Genomic DNA, 18,513 nt, shown 5'->3' on the forward strand with positions numbered 1-18,513 from the left:
GCGGATGTCGGTGCTCGAGACCGCCGGGCTCACCGCCGCCGAGGCGGCGGCGCGGCTCGCGCGCGACGGCGGCAACACGCTGCCGCGGGCGAAGCGCCCGTCGGTGCTGCGCCGCCTGGTCGGCGAGCTGACGCACTTCTTCGCGCTGCTGCTCTGGGCGGCGGCGGTGCTCGCCGTGTTCGCCGGCCTCCCGCAGCTCAGCATCGCCATCGTCGGGGTGATCGTGCTGAACGCCGTGTTCGCGGTGATCCAGCAGGCGCGGGCCGATCGCGCGGCCGACCGGTTGCGTGAGATGCTGCCGACGCGGGTCACGGTGCGGCGCGACGGCCGCCGCCGGGTCGTCGAGGCGGCGGACGTGGTGGTCGACGACGTGCTGCTGCTCGAGAGCGGCGACCGCGTCCCGGCCGACGCGGTGGCCCTCACCGCCAATCGGCTGCTCGTCGACACGTCCATGCTCACCGGGGAGAGCGTCGCGGCATCCGTCGCCGAGGGCGACACGCTCTTCGCGGGCACCTTCGTCGTCGAGGGCGACGCGAGCGCGCGGGTCACTGCGACCGGTGCGCGCACCCGGCTCGCGGGACTCGCCCGGCTGTCGACGGGGTCGACCCCGGACACCCCGCTCACCCGGGGCCTCCGCGGAGTGGTCCGGCTCACCGCGACGATCGCGGTCGGCGCCGGCGTCGGCTTCATGCTGATCTCGCTGCTCGTGGGCAACCCGATCACCGACGCGTTCGTCTTCGCCATCGGCGTCACGGTGGCGCTCGTCCCCGAGGGACTGCTGCCGACGGTGACGCTCTCGCTCGCGCTCGGCTCCGAGCGGATGGCGCGGCGGCGCATCCTCGTGCGCCACCTCGAGGCCGTCGAGACGCTGGGATCGACCACGTTCATCTGCACCGACAAGACCGGGACGCTGACGCGCAACGAGATGAACGTCGTGCAGGCGTGGACGCCGACCGGGGCCGTGGCCGTCGACGGGGCCGCGTACGGGCCGGATGCCGCGTTCCGCCGCCTCGACGGCGCGCAGACCGCATCCGACGCCGAGGCGGGGGCCGGCCCCGGTCCGCTCGTCCGGGCGCTCGCGCTCGCCGCGATGCGCTGCTCGACCGGCTACGCCGAGCAGGCCGACGGCGGGTGGCGCGCGCACGGCGATCCGATGGAGGCGGCGATCGACGCGCTCGCCCGTCGGGTCGGCGTCGACACCGACGACGACCGCCGGCGCACGTCGCCCGAGCTGCGCTTCCCGTTCGACCCGCGGCTGCGCCGCATGGCGGTGGTGCTCGGCGACGAGGTGATCGTGAAGGGCGCGCCCGACGCCGTGATCGCCCTGTGCGGCCACGACCCGGCGGCGCACGACGCCGTCGACGCCCTCACGGCCCGCGGACTCCGGGTGCTCGCGGTCGCGGCCGCGCCGCGCGCCGGCCGCACGCCGCGCACGCTCGAGGAGTGCGACGAGGGGCTGGGGCTCCTCGGACTGCTCGCGCTCGAGGATCCGCCGCGGGACGGGATCGCGGACGCGCTCCGCACCTGCCGCGGGGCGGGAATCCACGTCGGCATGATCACCGGCGACCATCCGGCGACGGCGCGCGCGATCGCCGACGAGGTGGGCCTGCGCACCGAGCACGCGCCCGTCCTCGTGGGGGCCGACCTGCCGTCCGACGACCGTCACCTCGCGGCCGTGCTCGACCACGACGGCATCGTGGTCGCGAGGGTGTCGCCCGAGGACAAGCTGCGCATCGCACGGGCGCTCCGCTCGCGCGGCCACGTCGTCGCGATGACCGGCGACGGCGTCAACGACGCCCCGGCGCTGCACGAGGCCGACATCGGCGTCGCGATGGGCAGGTCGGGAACGGATGTCGCACGCGAGGCCGCCGACCTGGTGCTGCTCGACGACTCGTTCGAGGGGATCGTGGCCGGCATCGAGCAGGGTCGCGCGACGTACGTGAACATCCGCCGGTTCCTCACCTACCACCTGACCGACAACGTGGCCGAGCTGAGCCCGTTCCTCGTCTGGGCGCTCTCGGGCGGGCAGTTCCCACTCGCGATCGGCGTGCTGCAGATCATCGCGCTCGACCTCGGCACCGACACGCTGTCGGCCGTCGCCCTCGGCGCCGAGCCGCCCGCGAAGCACCTGCTCGAGGGGCCGCCGGTGCGGGGCCGGCTCATGAACGGGACCGTGCTGCGCCGGGCATTCGGCGTGCTCGGTCCGTCGGAGGCCCTGCTGACGATGACCGCGTTCGTGGTCTCGCTCGTCGCCCTCGGATGGCGCCCCGGCGAGCCCTTCCCCACGGGACCCGACCTCATGGCCGCGTCGGGCGCCGCGTTCATGACGGTGGTCCTCGCCCAGACCGCGAACGCGTTCGCGTGCCGGTCGTCGACGAGGTGGCCGGGCGCGCTCGGGTGGACGACCAACCGCCTGCTCGTCGTGGCGGTCGCCGTCGAGCTCGCGTTCTCGCTGCTGGTGCTGTGGTGGCCGGCGGTCGCCGACCTGCTCGGGCAGGCGAATCCGCCGCTCGCCGGGTGGGCGGTCGCGCTGGCGTCGATGCCGATCCTGATCGGGGTGGATGCCGCCGACAAGGCCCTGCGCGCCCGCCGCCCGCCTCACCCGCACGCCGGCGCGCGCGCCCGGGTCGCCGAGCGGGCGTCCGTCACGGCTCGATGTGGTGGCTCGCCCGGAACACGTCGTCGGGGTCGACCTCGCGCTTGACGGCGCGGAGCCGCGCGAGCGTCTCGGGCGGGAAGATCTCCGCCACGATGTCGGCGCCGAATTCGGGCGTGAAGTTCGCGTAGCGGCCGTTCGTGAACGCCAGCGCGGCGTCGATGCCGCTCCGCGCGACGGCGACCGTCTCGGGCGCGGCGCCGGCCGGCACCATCCGGTTCACGGCGAAGAGCGCCTCGCCGTCGCGCTGGGCGATGGCGGTCGCGTCGGGCGCCACCCGCGAGAACGCGCCGCCGAGCCCGCGGAGCAGCAGCATGGTGGGCAGTTCGTGGTCGAGCGTCGCGGCGAATGCGTCGAGGGCGTCATCGGAGAGGTCGGGCACGAAGCCGTTGCCGCCGATGAGCTCGAACGGGGGCGCGCCGGGCGGTGCGTCTTCGAGCAGGTCGCCGTAGCCGACGGGGCCGAGCGAGACCTCGGTGACCGACGGCAGCGAGAGCAGCGGGGCGAGCAGCCTCCGGAGCTCCGCCTCGGATCCCTGCAGGGCGACCGCGAGCTGCGGGCCGGCGGGCATCTCGGGCATCAGCGGCGGCATCACGAGCAGGGTCGAGTTCAGCTCGTCGGGCCCGTCGCGCATGACGTCGCGCCAGGCGCCGAGGACCGCCCGCGGGTCGGACTCGTCGAAGGCCACGTGGCCGCCGACGAGACCGTCGACGCGCGCCGGCTGGAAGGTGAACCGCGTCACGATGCCGAAGTTGCCGCCGCCGCCGCGGATGGCCCAGAAGAGGTCGGGGTGCGAGTCGGCATCGATGAGCAGCACGTCGCCGGCGGCCGTGACCAGCTCGGCCCCGCGGAGGTTGTCGATCGTCAGGCCGTGCCCGCGCACGAGCCAGCCGATGCCCCCGCCGAGCGCGAGCCCGCCGACGCCGACGTCGCGGGTGTCGCCCGAGGTGATGCCGAGCCCGTGGGGCGCGAGCGCCGCGGCCACGTCGCCCCAATGCGCCCCGGGGCCGACGTGGACGAGCCCGTCGTCGGCGAGCTCGATCGCCGCGAGCCCGGAGAGGTCGACCACGAGCCCGCCGGTGGCCGGGACGGAGCCGTGCCCGCCGCTGCGGACCGCGAACGGGACCCCGGCGGCGACGGCGGCGCGGACGACCTCGGCGACCTCCGCGCCGGAGTCCGGGCGCACCACGGCCTCCGGTGCGCCCTGCCCGGCGAACACGTGCGACCCGGCCTCGTACTCGGCGGTGCCGGGCGGGTGCACGCGCTGCGGCATCCGCTCGCTCAGCTCGGTGAGGAACGACATGGCGGTCAGTCTGGACCTCGCCGCCGACATCCGCGACCCCCCGATCAGGCGGCCGATCGTCGCGGCGGCGGGGCCGACCTCACTCGCCGCTGGGGTGCGCTCCCGCCGCGTCGATGATCCACGCGTTCGCGAACGACCGCTCGCGCCAGGCCGCGTACCGGCCCGAGACCCCGCCGTGCCCGGCGGCCATCTCGACCTTGAGCAACGGGTCCGCGCCCACCTCGCGCAGGCGAGCCACCCACTTCGCCGGCTCGACGTAGAGCACGCGCGTGTCGTTGAGGGAGGTGATCGCGAGGATGCGCGGGTACTTCACGGGGTGCACGTTCTCGTACGGCGCGTACGACTTGATGTACGCGTACGCCTCGGGGTCGTCGAGCGGGTTGCCCCACTCGTCCCACTCGATCACGGTGAGCGGCAGGGACGGGTCGAGGATCGAGGTCAGCGGGTCGACGAACGGCACCTCGGCCACGATGCCCGCGAAGAGGCGCGGCGCGAGGTTGGCGACCGCGCCCATCAGCAGGCCGCCGGCGGAACCGCCCTGCGCGACGAGGCGGTCGGGCGTGGTGACGTCGATGTCGACGAGGTGCTCGGCCGCCGCGATGAAGTCGGTGAACGTGTGCTTCTTGTGCAGCTTCTTGCCGTGCTCGTACCAGAGCCGGCCCATCTCGCCGCCGCCGCGGACGTGCGCGACCGCGAAGACCATGCCGCGATCGAGCAGCGACAGGCGCGGGATGCCGAAACCCGGGTCGATCGCGTGCTCGTAGGAGCCGTAGCCGTAGAGCAGCGTGGGTGCGGGCTCGCCGAGCGCCACGAGGTCGTGCCGGTACACGAGCGAGATCGGCACCTTCGTGCCGTCCGGCGCCGTCGCCCACTCGCGCTTCTGCGCGTACCGCTCGGGGTGGTAGTCGCCGAGCACGGGCTGCTGCTTGCGCACGGTGCGGGTGCCGGATGCCACGTCGACGTCGATCACCATCGACGGCGTGACGAACGAGCCGTAGCCGATGCGCAGCGACGGCTGCTCCCAGTCGGGGTTGGCGCCGACGCCGACCGAGCAGAGCTCCTCGTCGAAGGCGAGCTCGTGCAGGGTGTCGTCGGGCGTCGCGTCGGCCGGGATGCCCTGCGGCGGGACCTTCGCGATCGCCACGCGAGGCAGTCCGTCGCGGCGGTACTCGAGTGCGACGAAGTCGCGGAAGCCGTGGGCCGCCTCGATGCGCATCCGCGGGTCGTGGGGGAGCAGCATGCGTCTCGCACCCTGCGGGTCGTCGGCCGAGACGCTGACGAGCTCGAAGTTCACGGCGTCGCCCTCGTTGTGGACGATCAGCAGCCGGTCGCGTCCGCCGGCGACCACGTGCTCGACGTCGTACTCGACGCCGTCGCGGCGGGGCCAGACGACGCGGAACTCGCCCGTCGGGTCGGCGGTGTCGAGCAACCAGGTCTCGCTGGTGACGTGCGACCCCGCCTCGAGCACCAGGTACCGGCGGCTGCGGGTGAGGCCCACGCCGAGCCAGAACCGCTCGTCGGGCTCGTGGAAGAGCTGGACGTCGTCGGCGGGGGCGGTGCCGATCTCGTGCCGCCAGATCATGTCGGGGCGCCACGCGTCGTCGACCGTCGCGTAGTAGAGGTACCGGCCGCCCGGCTCGAACAGCGCGCCGGCCGCCGTGCCCGGAATCTCGTCATCGAGGACCCGGCCCGAGCCGGTGAGGTCGCGCAGGCGGATCGTGTACCGCTCGTCGCCCTCGACGTCGACCGCGTACAGCAGGGTCGAGCCGTCGGCGGTCACGTCGAAGCTGCCGAGCGAGAAGAACTCGTGGCCCTCGGCCTCGACGTTGTCGTCGAGCAGCACCTGCTCGCCGGGCAGCGCCGAGCCGTCCTCGGGGATCGCGGGCGGCTCCCAGTCGTCGGCGTCGCGCACGGGCACCCGGCAGTGGATGCCGTACTGGAGCCCCTCGACGGTGCGCGAGTAGTACCACCAGCCGCCTTCACGGGTGGGCACGCTCAGGTCGGTCTCCTTGGTGCGCCGGCGGATCTCCTCGAACACCTGCTCCTGCAGCAGCGAGAGGTGGCGGGTCCTCGCCTTCGTGTAGGCGTTCTCCTGCTCGAGGTGGGCGATGACCGCCGGATCCTCCTTGTCGCGCAGCCACTCGTAGTGGTCGATCACCACGTCGCCGTGGTGGGTGCGTTCGGTCGGTCGCTTCTCGGGCACGGGCGGAGTCAGCACGTGCCAACGCTACGCCGCCGACCCGCCTCGCGACATCCGCCGGTGGAGATCGGGGCCTCGGACGGGCGGGCGGACTTGGCCCCCGGCGCTAAGTGAGGTTAGCCTAAGCTCACTCCACCGAATCGACCCGACATGAGGAGCAACGTGCTCGCCAACTTCCTGATCGGCCTCCGCGAGGGCCTCGAGGCCGGACTCGTCGTCGCCATCCTGGCGGCCTACCTCGGCAAGCTCGGGCGACGCGACCTCCTCGGGCGGCTCTGGATCGGGATCGGCATCGCCGTCGCCGTCTCGCTCGGCGTCGGCGCGCTCCTGACGTGGGGGCCGGTCGGCCTGACGCATGCGCAGCAGGAGCTGCTCGGCGGCATCCTCTCCCTGCTCGCGGTGGCCATGGTGACCTGGATGATCTTCTGGATGGCGCGCCACGGCGCCGGCCTCTCCGCCGAACTGCGCGGCCGGACCGACCGGGCCCTCGGCGGGTCGTGGATCGCGATCGTCCTCCTCGGCGCGCTGTCCGTCGGGAGGGAGGGCATCGAGACGGCGCTCTTCGTCTGGGCGAACGTCTCGAGCGGCAGCGACCCGGTCGTCGGCACCGCGAGCGCCCTGGTCGGCATCGTCACGGCGGTGGGCCTCGCGTGGGGCATCGCCCGCGGCCTGGTGCGCATCGACCTCTCCGCGTTCTTCACCTGGACCGCGATCTTCCTCGTCTTCGTCGCCGCCGGCGTCTTCGCCTACGGGCTGCACGACCTCCAGGAGGCGGGCGCGCTTCCGGTGCTCGCGGCGCACGCCTGGGACCTCGGTGGAGTCCTGCCGCGGTCGAGCTGGGGCGGCGTCCTGCTCGGCGGCATCTTCAACTACACCCCGTCGCCCACCTGGATCCAGGTCGTGGGCTGGATCGCGTACGTGGCGGTCACCCTCGGGCTGTACCTGCGCCTCCTGCGCGGGCGGGGTGCGTCGCCCCGCGGACGGGCGTCGGAGCCGGACGCGCGACCGGTCGGCTCGGCCCGACCCGCCGCGGCGGCGGCCGGCGCGGCCTGAACCGAGCGCCGCGGTGCGGATGGCGTCAGCTCGCAGATGACGCGAGCTCGCCGGCCACGACGTCGCGCACGCGGCCGAGCGCGTCGGCCAGGCGCGTGTCGGCGGGCGCGCCGTAGCCGAGCACGAGCCCCGCGGGGCCCTCGCCGGGCACGGCGGAGTAGTCGGCGAGCGACGAGAGCGCGATGCCGTCGCGGGCGAGACGTGCGACGACGCGCGCCGCGATCTCGTGGGAGGGCAGGCGCACGACCGCGTGGAGTCCTCCGTCGAGCGCGGTCAACGGCGCGCCCTCGATGCCCGAGAGGGCGCCGAGCACGAGCGTGCGCCGGTGCGCGTAGTCGCGACGCGCGGCCGCGATGTGCCGGCGCACCGCGCCCGTCGCGAGCAGCTCGGCGATCGCCTCCTGCGCGATGCCGGGCACGGGGCACGTCTCGTCGTCGCGGACCGCCGCCACGGCGTCGCGAAGCCGAGGGTCGGCCGGCAGCACGAGGTAGCCGAGTCGCAGCCACGGCGTGAGCACCTTCGAGAAGCTGCCGACGAGCACGGTCCGCCCGTCGCCGTCGAGCGAGGCGAGCGCCGGAAGCGGGGCGCCGACGTGGCGGAACTCGCTGTCGTAGTCGTCCTCGACCACGACGGCGCCGGTCGAGGCGGCCCAGTCGAGGAGGTCGAGCCGCGTCGCCACGGGCAGGCGGCCGCCGAGCGGGTACTGGTGATGCGGGGTCACCATGACGGCGTGCGGGGCGGGCCGGATGGCGCGCAGTGCGGCGACGTCGATCCCGTCGTCGTCGAGCGGGACGGGCACGGTGGCGAGGGCGCCGCGTCGCTCCATCACGCGCCGTGCGGAGGGGTACCCGGGGTGTTCGACCGCGACGCGGGGCGTGCCGTCGACGAGCAGCCGGAGTGCGGAGGCGAGCAGCGCGACGGCGTCGCTGGTCCCGGCGGTGACGACGACGTCGTCGGGCGACGCGGGCAGCCCGCGTGCGTGGCGGAGGTGGTCGGCGATCTCGCCGCGCAGCCGCCGGGACCCGAAGTCCGGCGGGTCGCCGCCGGTGACGGGCAGCCGCGACGCATGCCGCCAGGCGGCGCGCCACGCCCGCTCGTCGAGCCGGGCCGTCGAGGGGAGTCCGGGGCGCAGTTCGAGCACCGGCGTCTCGCCGCCGCCCGCTCCGTCGTCGTCGGCGCCGGGGTCGCCGGCCGGGGCCGGGGCCGGGTCGGCGGCGGGGGTGCGGGCCACGGATGCCGCGAGCGGCGCGACGCGCGTCGGCGCGCCCTGCCGCACCTCGAGGTACCCCTCGCCGGCCAGCTGGTCGTACGCGGCCACGACCGAGCTGCGCGCCACTCCGAGCTCGGCCGCGAGCGCCCGCGTCGAGGGGAGCGGGTCGCCGGTGCGCAGCCGCCCGTCGAGGATGCCGCGGCGCAGTCCCTCGACGAGCTGGGCGCCGAGCGGGCGGGCGTCGTCGCGATCGATCACGAGCAGCGGGCCGTCCACGGGCATCCCCTCTCGCCACGACTGGACTGGTGGTATTCGCCGCGACTGGTCTGCACACCATACCAGTGCGGGCCCGAAGCTGGACGACATGACCACCACGACGCCGCCCCTCCGCCGCATCCGTCGCCTGCCCGACCGGGAGACCACCGACCGCTTCGCGCTCCACGAGCTGCTCGACGCCGAATTCGTCGGCCACCTCGCGGTGGCCGTCGACGGAGTGCCCGTGATCGTGCCGATGGGGTACGCGCGCGTCGGTGAGCACCTGCTCCTGCACGGCTCCACGGGGGGCGGGTTCGCGCTGCGCGCGGCATCCGATCGACGGACCGTCGCGTTCTCGGTCACCGCGCTCGACGGCCTCGTGTACGCCCGCAGCCTGTTCGACAGCTCGATGAACTACCGCAGCGCGACCGTGCAGGGCGTGCTCGAGCCCGTGACCGGAGATGAAGCGGATGCCGCGCTGCTCGCGCTCTCCGACAAGCTCATGCCCGGCCGGCCGGCCGAGGTGCGAGGCACCCGGCGCAAGGAGGTCGCCGCGACCCGCGTGCTGCGCCTCGCGCTCGACGACGTCGTGATGAAGGCGCGCGCCGGAGGCCCCTCGGAGGAGGACGACGACGGCGAGGACCGAACGGTGTGGGCGGGGGTCCTGCCCCTCGAACGCCGGTTCGGCACGCCGATCCCGTCAGTGCACACCCCTGCTGGCACGCCCGTCCCGGAATCGGTGGTCGCTCTGGCGACCGGGCGCCGATGACGGGCGAGCCTGAGGAGGACGTGAGGAACCGGAAGGAGGTGCGTGATGTTGGCAACGATGCTCGTGCTGGCCCTCGTCTCGGTCTGGGCCGTGACCGCCGCAGTGGTCGAGTTCCGCAACGACGGCTACCGCCGCACGCCCACCCTGGCCCACTGAGGCGGGGCGAACGCCCCCCGACGGGACCCGTCTGAGGTCCTCAGGACGCGGGGCACTCCGAAATAGGCAGATCTCCCGATGAACGACCGCCGCCTCAGGGCGCACGCTCGGATCATCGCCAGACCAGGAGGACATCATGGACCACGCCGCAGGCTTCGTCGCCATGCAGGTGCACGACGTGAACGTGCGCCGGGCCGAGGAGCGCATCGCGATCGAGCGCGCCGCCGCCGAGCGCGGCGAGGGCGGTTCCCGCGGCCGGGCCGCGGCGACCGCCGGCGGGCTGCGCCGCGCCCGCCGCGCCCGCACCGGCACGCCGCTGCCTGCGCGGTGATCCCGGCGACCGGAGACGACGGCCGGCACCGGGCCATCGGGCCCGGTGCCGATGTCGCCGGGCGGTGGGAGCATTGGACGGTGACCAGCTCCCCGCCGAGCCCCGACCTGATCGGGCGCGACGCCGAGCTCGACTGGCTGCGCGGCCTGCTCGAGAACGTCCGTTCCGGCACGCCGACGACCGCGGTCATCGGCGGTGAGGCCGGCATCGGCAAGAGCCGCCTGGTGGGCGAGTTCACGTCCGGGCTCGGCCCCGAGGTGCGGCTCATCCGCGGCCAGTGCGTCGACCTGGGCGACGTCGCGGCCCCCTACGCTCCCGTCAAAGGCGCCCTCCGGCAACTCGTCGCCCAGGTCGGGCCCGATGCGGTCCTCGACGCGGTCGGTCCCGGTCGCGCGGCGCTCGTCGCGCTGCTTCCCGAGCTCGCGCCCGCCGATGCGTCGACCTCGGGCGAGATCGTGATCACGCCGGGCGGCGCCGGCAGCGGGCAGCTGCACGAGGCCGTCGCCGTGCTGCTCGAGACCCTCTCGCGCGAGGCGCCGATCGTGCTGGTCGTCGAGGACCTCCACTGGGTCGACGCGGCGAGCCTCGCGATGCTGCGGTTCCTGCTTCGCTCGCTCGGCTCGAGCCGCCTGCTCGTCCTGCTCACGTACCGCACCGACGACGTCACGCGCGGTCATCCGCTGCGCGGCTTCCTCACCGAGGCCGAACGCGATCGCTGGGTCGAGCGACGCGAGCTCCGTCGGCTCGACGAGGCCGAGGTGCGGGCCATGGTCGCGTCGCTGATCGCCGACGACGCGCCGCACGATCACGTGCTCGAGACCGTGTTCCGCCGCAGCGACGGCGTGCCCTTCTTCGTCGAGGAGCTCGTGGGCATCGACGGATGCCGCGACGAGGGCTTCGTGCCCGACACCCTGCGGGAGCTCCTGCTCGCACGGTACGAGCGCCTCGACGAGGAGGCGCAGCAGCTGCTGCGCCTCCTGTCGACCGGCGGGGTCCGCGTCCCGCACGACCTCCTCGCCGCCGTCCACCGCGGAAGCGATGAGGCGCTGGAGACGGCCGCCCGGCAGTGCGTGCACCTCGGCGTGCTCCAGGTCGACGGCGACGACTACGCGTTCCGGCATGCGCTGGTGCGGGAGGCGATCCTGGCCGACCTGCTGCCGGGGGAGCGCGCCCGGTACCACGCCCGCTACGCGGAGGCCTACGAGGCGCAGGCCGCGGCCGGCGGCCGCCGGCTCGCCGCCGAGATCTCGTACCACTGGCTCGGGGCGCGCGACCCGGTGCGGGCGTTCCCCGCCACCATCCAGGCCATGCGGGAGGCTCGCGCCGCGGTGGCCTACGCCTCGGCGGCGCAGCTCGGCGAACGCGCGCTCGAGCTCTGGGACCTGGTCCCCGAGCCCGAGCGCGTCGCCGGCATGACCCGGCTCGAGCTGATGGGCCGCACCGCATCCCACCTCCGCCACGCCGGCGAGGGGGAGCGCGGCCTCGCGCTCGTGAAGGCGGCGCTCGCCGAGTGCCCGCGCGACGACCCGCAGTACCCGAGGCTCCTGCGCGACAAGGCCCTGTACCTCGCGACCGTGGGCCGCGGCGGTTCCGTCGCCGTGCTCGAGGAGGCCCTGGCGGCGCTGCCCGCCGGCGGGTCCGACGAGCTGCGCGTGACGATCCTCACCGGCCTCGCCGGGCGGCTCATGATCGAGGCCCGGCTCGACGAGGCCATCCGGATCGCCGACGAGGCGCTCGCGCTCGCTCAGTCGATCGACTATCCCCGGTACGCCTCCGTCGCCATGAACATCGGCGCCGGAAGCCGTGCCGCGCTGGGCGACGTCGAGCGCGGCCTCGCCGACCTCGAACGCGCACGCGAGCTCGCGGCGGGCGACGGTGCGGCGCTGCTGCGCTACTGGGTGAACGCCTCCGATCTCCGATACCTCATCGGCGATCACCGGGAGGCCGTGCGCCTCGCCGAGGACGGGCTCGAGCGCGCCCGGCGGCAGGGGGTCGAGCGCAGTTCCGGCGTGATCCTCGCGTCGAACGCGGTCGACCCGCTCTTCGCACTGGGCGAGTGGGAACGCGCCGACGAGCTCATCGACCGCGCGCTCGCCCTCGACCCGACCGCGCCGTTCCGGGTCTACCTGCAGCGCGCGAAGATCTGGGCCCTCGTCTGGCGCGGCGAGCCCGAGCGGGCGGCCGAACTGCTGCGGGCCCTGCGGCCCACCATGGCGCCGATCATGGAGGTCGAGATGCAGACCCGGCTCGGCGTCTCGCGGGTGGCGGCCGAGGTCTGGCTCGCCGTCGGCGACCCGGGGCAGGCGTGGCGCGAGGCGCGGGTGGTGCTGCGCGAATGCGAACGCCCGCTCGCCGGCTACGCCGAGCCGCTCCTCTGGGCGCTCGCCCGCGTGATCGCGGCGGTCCGTGCCGACCCGGGCCGCGTGACGGAACCGGAGGCGGCCTCGATCCTCGCGGCCGAGCCGGAGGTGCGCGAGCTGCTCCGTCGTCTCGAGTTCTGGCCGACGCATCCGGTGTGGTCGGCGTTCGTCGAGGCCGAGCTGCGCCCGACGGAGGCCGCCTGGCGGGCCGCCGCCGAGGTCGCCCGCGCCGACATGGCACCGGGCTTCCTCCGGCCGTACGCCCTGCTTCGACTCGGCGAGGCGATGCTCGACGCGGGCGACCGGCTCGGCGCGCGCGAGGCGCTGCAGGCCTCGTTCGACGTCGCGGTCGCCGGCGGGGTGACGGCCGTGCAGTCGCGCGCCGCGCGGGTGGCGATGCAGGCGGGCATCGGGCTCGACGGCGCCACCCGGGCCGACACGACGCGCGGGGCCGCCGGCGTCGCCGGCGCCGACGGCCCGGCCGTCGCCGAGCTCACCGCCCGGGAGCGTCAGGTGCTCGAGCTCATCGCCGAGGGCCTGAGCAACCGCCAGATCGGCGAGCGGCTCTACATCAGCGGCAAGACGGCGAGCGTGCACGTTTCGGCGATCCTCCGCAAGCTCGGCGCGTCGAGCCGCACCGAGGCCGTCTACCTCGCTCGCGCCGTGCACTGAGCCGAGCGGCCGGGCCCCGGGTGCTCGGCGGCGCGACCGGGCGAGGCGATGCGGAGGACGTTCTCAGCACGCGGGGGTAGCGTGGCATCCGTTGCCGACGATGGCCGACGAAGGAGCAGCACGGCATGACCTCGCTCGAGACGATCCCGTTCCAGACGATGGCCGGGGAGACCCGCACGCTCGACGACTGGGCCGGAACCGTCCGGCTGGTCGTCAACGTCGCGTCGCGTTGCGGGCTGTCGCCGCAGTACGCCAAGCTCGAGGAGCTCCAGCGCACGTACGGCGAACGCGGGTTCACGGTGCTCGGCTTCCCGAGCAACCAGTTCTTCCAGGAGCTGTCGTCCAACGACGAGATCGCCGAGTACTGCTCCGCCACGTGGGGCGTGACGTTCCCGATCTTCGATCGCGTCCGTGTGAACGGGCGCCGGGCGCACCCGCTCTTCACCGAGCTGAAGCGCGCGCGCGATGCGACGGGCCTCGCGGGGCCGGTGGTCTGGAACTTCGAGAAGTTCCTCGTCCTGCCGTCCGGCGAGGTGCTGCGCTTCCGGCCACCCGTCGAGCCCGACGACCCTGCGATCGTGGCCGCGATCGAGGCGGCGCTGCCGGGCGGTCGAGCGGATGCCGCGCCGGGCGCGCCGAACGACTCCTCCGCCGTGGCCTGAGGACCGCCGTGACCGACGTCGAGCCCGGCGATCCCGCCACCGGCGCGATGTTCTCGCCCCGCGCGTTCGCGTTCTACGCCGAGCTCGCGGAGCACAACGACCGCGACTGGTTCGCGGCCCACCGTGACGAGTACGAGTCGGAGGTCCGCGAGCCGCTCGAGCGCCTCGCGGCGTGGGCGCAGCCGCGCTTCGGCCCGGCCAAGGTGTTCCGCCCGAACCGCGACGTGCGCTTCAGCGCCGACAAGGCGCCGTACAAGCTGAACGGCGCGATGACGGCGGGCTCGCCCGGCGGGGTGTACGTGTCGCTCTCGGCCGACGGCCTGGTGGCCGGCGGGGGTCTCTACGATCCGTCGCGCGAGCAACTGGGCCGCGCGCGCGAGGCGATCGCCGAGGACGGTCCCGCCGCCTCGCGGTTGGCCGAGATCCTCGCGGGACTCGACGACGAGGGCTTCGAGCTCGCGACCGCGCCGCTGCGGACCGCGCCCAGGGGCTACCCCCGCGACCACCCGCGGGTCGAGCTGCTGCGGCTGACGCGGTACGCCGCGTTGGCGCACCTGCCGGCGACCGCGACGGCCGCGAAGATCGACCGGGTGTGGCGGACCGTGCAGCCGCTCCTCGACTGGGCTCGGAGGTACGGGGCGCGCGGCACGTAGACTCAGTTCCCGTGGTTTGCTCAGCTTGTGCCGATTGTTACAAGTTGGTGAAACACTAGTAATTCTGAAACATCTGTTACATACTCGTGCGCAGACGTCGCTCACGGACGAGCGACCCGCACGAAGGGCTCGACATGACTGCACTCCCCCCGCGTTCCCCCGCCCACCGCGCGATGGCCGCTTCCGCGCTCGCCGCCGGCTCGCTCCTCGTCCTCGCCGGATGCGCCACCGCGTCCGATGCCGAGGAGGCCGGCTCGGCCTCCGAGGGCCTCGAGATCGCCGGCGTCACCATCACGGTCGACGAGGCCGCCGCCGAGCTCCTCCCCGAGGAGATCGCCGAGGCCGGTGCCGTCGAGGTCGCCACCAACGCGCCGTACGCGCCGTTCGAGATGTTCGTCGAGGAGGGCTCCGACGAGCTCACCGGCGTCGACGTCGACCTCGGCCGCGCGATCGGCGCCAAGCTCGGCGTCGACTTCGAGTTCAGCCAGCAGGAGTTCGACGGCCTCATCCCCGGCCTCCAGGCCGCCAAGTACGACGTGGTGATGGCCGCGCTCACCTCCTCGGAGGAGCGCATGGACGTGCTCACGTTCGTGGACTACTCCGCGTCGGGCACCGGCATCCTCGTCGAGGCCGGCAACCCCGAGGGCATCGAGAACTACCTCGACCTCTGCGGCCAGGATGTCGCGGTGCAGTCCGCGACCAACCAGGTCGACCTCGCCACGGGCGTGTGGCAGGGCGAGTGCGAGGCCGAGGGCCTCGACCCGATCAAGCTGTCGGAGTTCCCGTCGGACGCCGACGCCCAGCTCGCCATCACGAGCGGCAAGGCCGTCGCGTCCCTCCTGACCAAGCCGAGCGCCGGCTACGTCGCGAAGACCACCAACGACGGCGGCACCTTCGAGGTCGTCGAGGACCCCGAGGCCCCGAACGGCTACGAGGCGACGCTCAACGGCATCGGCGTGCTCAAGGAGAACGAGGCCTTCGCGACGGCGATCCAGGCGGCGCTCCAGTCGCTCATCGACGACGGCACGTACGAGGCGATCCTCGACGAGTACGGCGTCACCGGCATCGGCATCGACGAGGCCACGATCAACGGCGCCGCCGAAGCCAAGTGACCCACCCGGGCACGACCGAACGGAAAGCACCAGCTCCATGACCGCAACGCAGCCGTCAGCCACGGCGGCGCCCGCGGGGCCCTCGGGCCCCTCGGGCGCCGCCCGCCCCGGCCCCATCGAGGCCGTGCCCGTCCGCCACCCCGGCCGGTGGATCGCCGCCATCCTGGTCCTGGCCGTCGGGATCGGGTCGCTGTACTCGATCCTCCAGAACCCGAACCTCGACCTCGAGACGGTCGGCGAGTACCTCTTCAAGCCGCTCACCGTCAACGGCGTCATCATCACCATCTGGCTCACGGTCGCGTCGATGGTCATGGGCGTGCTCGGCGGCATCGTCGTCGCCGTCATGCGCCTCTCGCCCAACCCGGTGCTCTCGGTGGCCGCGATGCTCTTCATCTGGGTGTTCCGCGGCACCCCGCTGCTCCTCCAGCTCATCTTCTGGGGCTTCATCGGCGCGTTCATCCCCAAGATCGTGGTCGGCATCCCCTTCACGTCGGTCGAGTTCTGGTCCTTCGAGACCAGCCAGCTCATCCCGGCGACCGTCGCCGCCCTGCTCGCGCTGGGCCTGAACGAGATGGCCTACGCTGCCGAGATCGTGCGCGCCGGCATCCAGTCGGTCGATCCCGGCCAGACCGAGGCGGCGCACTCGCTCGGCATGTCGCCCGCGAAGACGCTCCGCCGCATCGTGCTGCCGCAGGCCATGCGCGTGATCATCCCGCCGATGGGCAACGAGACCATCACCATGCTGAAGAGCACGTCGCTCGTCGCGATCGTCGCCGGCGACGACCTCATGTCGAACATCCGCGAGGCCTACACCCAGAACTACAAGATCATCCCGCTGCTCATCGTCGCGGCGATCTGGTACCTCGCGCTCACCTCGATCCTGTCGATCCCGCAGATGTGGCTCGAGCGCCGCTACGGGCGCGGGTTCAACGGCGCCCGCCCCACGATCGGATCGCGCGTGTCGACGTTCACGCAGAGCATCGCGCTGCCCGCTCGCGCGCCGCGCTCGTCGAAGAAGGAGTCGGCGTCATGACCGCCACCGTCCCCCAGGCCGCGCCGCTCGCGGCGACGTCCGAGCGCCCCATGGTCGAGGCCGTCGAGGTGCACAAGCGCTTCGGCAACCTCGAAGTGCTCAAGGGCATCACGATGTCGGTCGAACGCGGCCAGGTCGTGTGCCTGCTCGGCCCGTCGGGCTCGGGCAAGTCCACGTTCCTCCGCTGCATCAACCACCTGGAGCAGATCGACGCCGGCATGATCCGCGTCGACGGCGAGACGGTCGGCTACCGCGAGCGGAACGGCAAGCTGTACGAGCTCCGCGAGCGCGAGGTCGCCGCCCAGCGCCGCAAGGTCGGCATGGTCTTCCAGCGGTTCAACCTCTTCCCGCACATGACCGCGCTCGAGAACGTCATCGAGGCGCCCGTGCAGGTCGCCCGGCGGTCGAAGGCGGACGCCAGGGAGCACGCTCGCCGCCTGCTCGCCCAGGTCGGACTGGCCGAGAAGGCCGACACGTATCCCGCACAGCTCTCGGGCGGGCAGCAGCAGCGCGTCGCGATCGCGCGCGCGCTCGCCATGGAGCCCGAGGTCATGCTCTTCGACGAGCCGACGTCGGCGCTCGACCCGGAGCTCGTCGGCGACGTGCTCGACGTGATGCGCGGCCTCGCCGAGAGCGGCATGACCATGATCGTGGTCACCCACGAGATCGGCTTCGCCCGCGAGGTCGGCGACGTGGCCGTGTTCATGGACGGCGGCGTGGTCGTCGAGGCCGGCGACCCGGCCCAGGTGCTCGGCGACCCGCGCGAGGAGCGCACGCGCTCGTTCCTCTCGAAGGTGCTCTGACGTGGCGGCGACCTCCGTCGACGCCCACGCCACCGCCTCCGCCGCCGCCCGGGTCGTCGCCGGCGCGCGCCGGACGCCGACGGCCGACGAGCTGCGGAGCGCGGCGCTCGCGCTCGACGCCCGCTACCGCGACGAACTCGCCCACCTCGTGGGCATCGACTCGGGTTCCCACGACCCCGACGGCGTCACGCGGGTGGCCGAGTGGGCCGCCGCGACGCTCTCGGGCGACGGGTTCGAGGTCGAGACGCTGCCGACGCCCGCGTGCGACGGCCGGCGCTACGGACCGGTCGTGGTCGCCCGCCGGCGAGGGGCCGGGACGGCCCGGATCGTGATGTTCGCGCACATGGACACCGTGTTCCCCGCCGGCACCGCCGCGGAGCGGCCCTTCCGCATCGAGGGCGGCCTGGCCCACGGGCCGGGCGTGTGCGACGACATCGCGGGGCTCACCGCCGGGCTCGCGGCCGCCCGGGCGCTGGCCGACCTCGGCTACGACGGGTACGGCGAGCTCGTGCTCGCCCTCACCCCCGACGAGGAGGTCGGGTCACCGGCCTCCCGCGGCATCCTCGCCGACGTGGTGCGCGGGGCGGATGCGGCGCTGTGCCTCGAGTGCGCGCGGGAGAACGGCGACCTGGTCGGCGCCCGCAAGGGCGTGGCCGACGTGCTCGTCGACATCCGCGGCCGCGCCGCCCATTCGGGCGTGGAGCCCGAGCGCGGCATCAACGCCGCGGTGGAGGCCGCGCGGTTCCTCCTCGACGTCCAGGCGCTCTCCGGCGGGGGCCCGGGCCTCACCGTCAACGTCGGCCGGGTGGCATCCGGCTCGCGGGCGAACATCGTGCCCGAGCACGCCGAGCTCCACCTCGAGGTGCGGGCGACCGTCCTCGACGACCTCGTCCGCACGCTCGACGCGATCGACGAGCGCGGGCGTCGTCCGCACGTCGACGGCGCGCGGATCGCGGTCACGAGGCTCGACGTGTGCCCACCCCTCGAGCGCTCCGCCACCGACGCGCTGGCCGGCCTGGCCCGCGAGGTGGGCGAGGGCCTCGGGCTCGCCTTCGACGTCGCCGCGACCGGTGGGGCGTCCGACGCGAACTTCGTGGCCGCGCTCGGGGTGCCGACGCTCGACGGGCTCGGTCCGGTCGGCGGCGGCGACCACGGCGTCGACGAATGGCTCGACCTCTCGAGCGTGCCCGATCGCGTCGCGCTCCTCGCCGGGCTCGTCGTGGCGATCGCCGAGGCCTCGGCGCCCGAATGACCGGCGCGGAGCGGGGAGGGGCACTACGGTGAG

The 18,513-nt window shown here is 74.0% G+C and carries 14 protein-coding genes; 11 read left to right on the forward strand and 3 right to left on the reverse strand.

Going from position 1 to position 18,513, the window contains the following annotated elements:
• Nucleotides 1-4: 4 nt before the first annotated feature.
• A complete protein-coding gene (locus ACUY4T_RS06045) occupies nt 5-2,704 on the forward strand; it encodes a cation-translocating P-type ATPase (protein ID WP_446018005.1) in 2,700 nt (899 codons plus the stop codon).
• On the opposite strand, the gene ACUY4T_RS06050 is transcribed toward ACUY4T_RS06045, so the two are convergent.
• Both ACUY4T_RS06050 and ACUY4T_RS06055 read right to left on the reverse strand, forming a co-directional pair.
• Nucleotides 2,646-3,959: an FAD-binding oxidoreductase gene (locus tag ACUY4T_RS06050; RefSeq protein WP_446018006.1), complete on the reverse strand. Its 1,314-nt coding sequence runs from the start codon at nt 3,957-3,959 to the stop codon at nt 2,646-2,648. The genes ACUY4T_RS06045 and ACUY4T_RS06050 overlap by 59 nt on opposite strands.
• Before the next feature lie 79 nt (nt 3,960-4,038).
• Nucleotides 4,039-6,177 (reverse strand): S9 family peptidase, encoded by a 2,139-nt coding sequence (locus ACUY4T_RS06055; protein ID WP_446018007.1) that lies wholly within the window; start codon nt 6,175-6,177, stop codon nt 4,039-4,041.
• Nucleotides 6,178-6,309: 132 nt separating this feature from the next.
• Between ACUY4T_RS06055 and efeU the strand changes: the two genes are divergently transcribed.
• Nucleotides 6,310-7,212 carry an iron uptake transporter permease EfeU gene (gene efeU, locus ACUY4T_RS06060; RefSeq protein WP_446018008.1) on the forward strand — a complete coding sequence of 301 codons (903 nt, stop codon included), beginning with the start codon at nt 6,310-6,312 and terminating at the stop codon, nt 7,210-7,212.
• Between the two features lie 25 nt (nt 7,213-7,237).
• Here the strand turns inward: efeU and pdxR are convergent, their stop codons facing one another.
• Nucleotides 7,238-8,698 carry a MocR-like pyridoxine biosynthesis transcription factor PdxR gene (gene pdxR / locus ACUY4T_RS06065; RefSeq protein ID WP_446018009.1) on the reverse strand — a complete coding sequence of 487 codons (1,461 nt, stop codon included), beginning with the start codon at nt 8,696-8,698 and terminating at the stop codon, nt 7,238-7,240.
• An 88-nt stretch (nt 8,699-8,786) separates the two neighbouring features.
• Here pdxR and ACUY4T_RS06070 point away from each other — a divergent pair, with 88 nt between their 5' ends.
• The 9 genes from ACUY4T_RS06070 to ACUY4T_RS06110 all read left to right on the forward strand — a co-directional run bounded on the left by ACUY4T_RS06070 (nt 8,787) and on the right by ACUY4T_RS06110 (nt 18,480).
• Complete coding sequence (locus tag ACUY4T_RS06070) at nt 8,787-9,446, forward strand: pyridoxamine 5'-phosphate oxidase family protein (RefSeq protein ID WP_446018010.1); 660 nt, start codon at nt 8,787-8,789, stop codon at nt 9,444-9,446.
• Nucleotides 9,447-9,738: 292 nt separating this feature from the next.
• Entirely contained in the window at nt 9,739-9,933 is a 195-nt protein-coding gene (locus tag ACUY4T_RS06075) for a hypothetical protein (protein ID WP_446018011.1), read from the forward strand.
• An 80-nt stretch (nt 9,934-10,013) separates the two neighbouring features.
• Entirely contained in the window at nt 10,014-12,965 is a 2,952-nt protein-coding gene (locus tag ACUY4T_RS06080) for a helix-turn-helix transcriptional regulator (protein WP_446018012.1), read from the forward strand.
• 125 nt (nt 12,966-13,090) lie between these two features.
• Nucleotides 13,091-13,627: a glutathione peroxidase gene (locus tag ACUY4T_RS06085; protein WP_446018013.1), complete on the forward strand. Its 537-nt coding sequence runs from the start codon at nt 13,091-13,093 to the stop codon at nt 13,625-13,627.
• Between the two features lie 8 nt (nt 13,628-13,635).
• Nucleotides 13,636-14,280, forward strand: a complete 645-nt coding sequence (locus ACUY4T_RS06090; protein ID WP_446018014.1) for a TIGR02453 family protein — start codon at nt 13,636-13,638, stop codon at nt 14,278-14,280.
• Between the two features lie 134 nt (nt 14,281-14,414).
• Nucleotides 14,415-15,392, forward strand: coding sequence for an ABC transporter substrate-binding protein (locus ACUY4T_RS06095; RefSeq protein WP_446018015.1), 978 nt, complete (start codon nt 14,415-14,417; stop codon nt 15,390-15,392).
• 37 nt (nt 15,393-15,429) lie between these two features.
• Nucleotides 15,430-16,425: an amino acid ABC transporter permease gene (locus ACUY4T_RS06100; RefSeq protein ID WP_446018016.1), complete on the forward strand. Its 996-nt coding sequence runs from the start codon at nt 15,430-15,432 to the stop codon at nt 16,423-16,425.
• On the forward strand, nt 16,422-17,228 hold the full coding sequence (locus ACUY4T_RS06105; RefSeq protein ID WP_446018017.1) for an amino acid ABC transporter ATP-binding protein: 807 nt from the start codon (nt 16,422-16,424) through the stop codon (nt 17,226-17,228). The genes ACUY4T_RS06100 and ACUY4T_RS06105 overlap by 4 nt, the downstream gene beginning before the upstream one ends.
• A gap of 1 nt (nt 17,229) precedes the next feature.
• Nucleotides 17,230-18,480 (forward strand): M20/M25/M40 family metallo-hydrolase, encoded by a 1,251-nt coding sequence (locus tag ACUY4T_RS06110; protein ID WP_446018018.1) that lies wholly within the window; start codon nt 17,230-17,232, stop codon nt 18,478-18,480.
• The last annotated feature ends 33 nt before the right edge of the window (nt 18,481-18,513 follow it).

The organism is Agromyces arachidis (genome assembly GCF_052805135.1).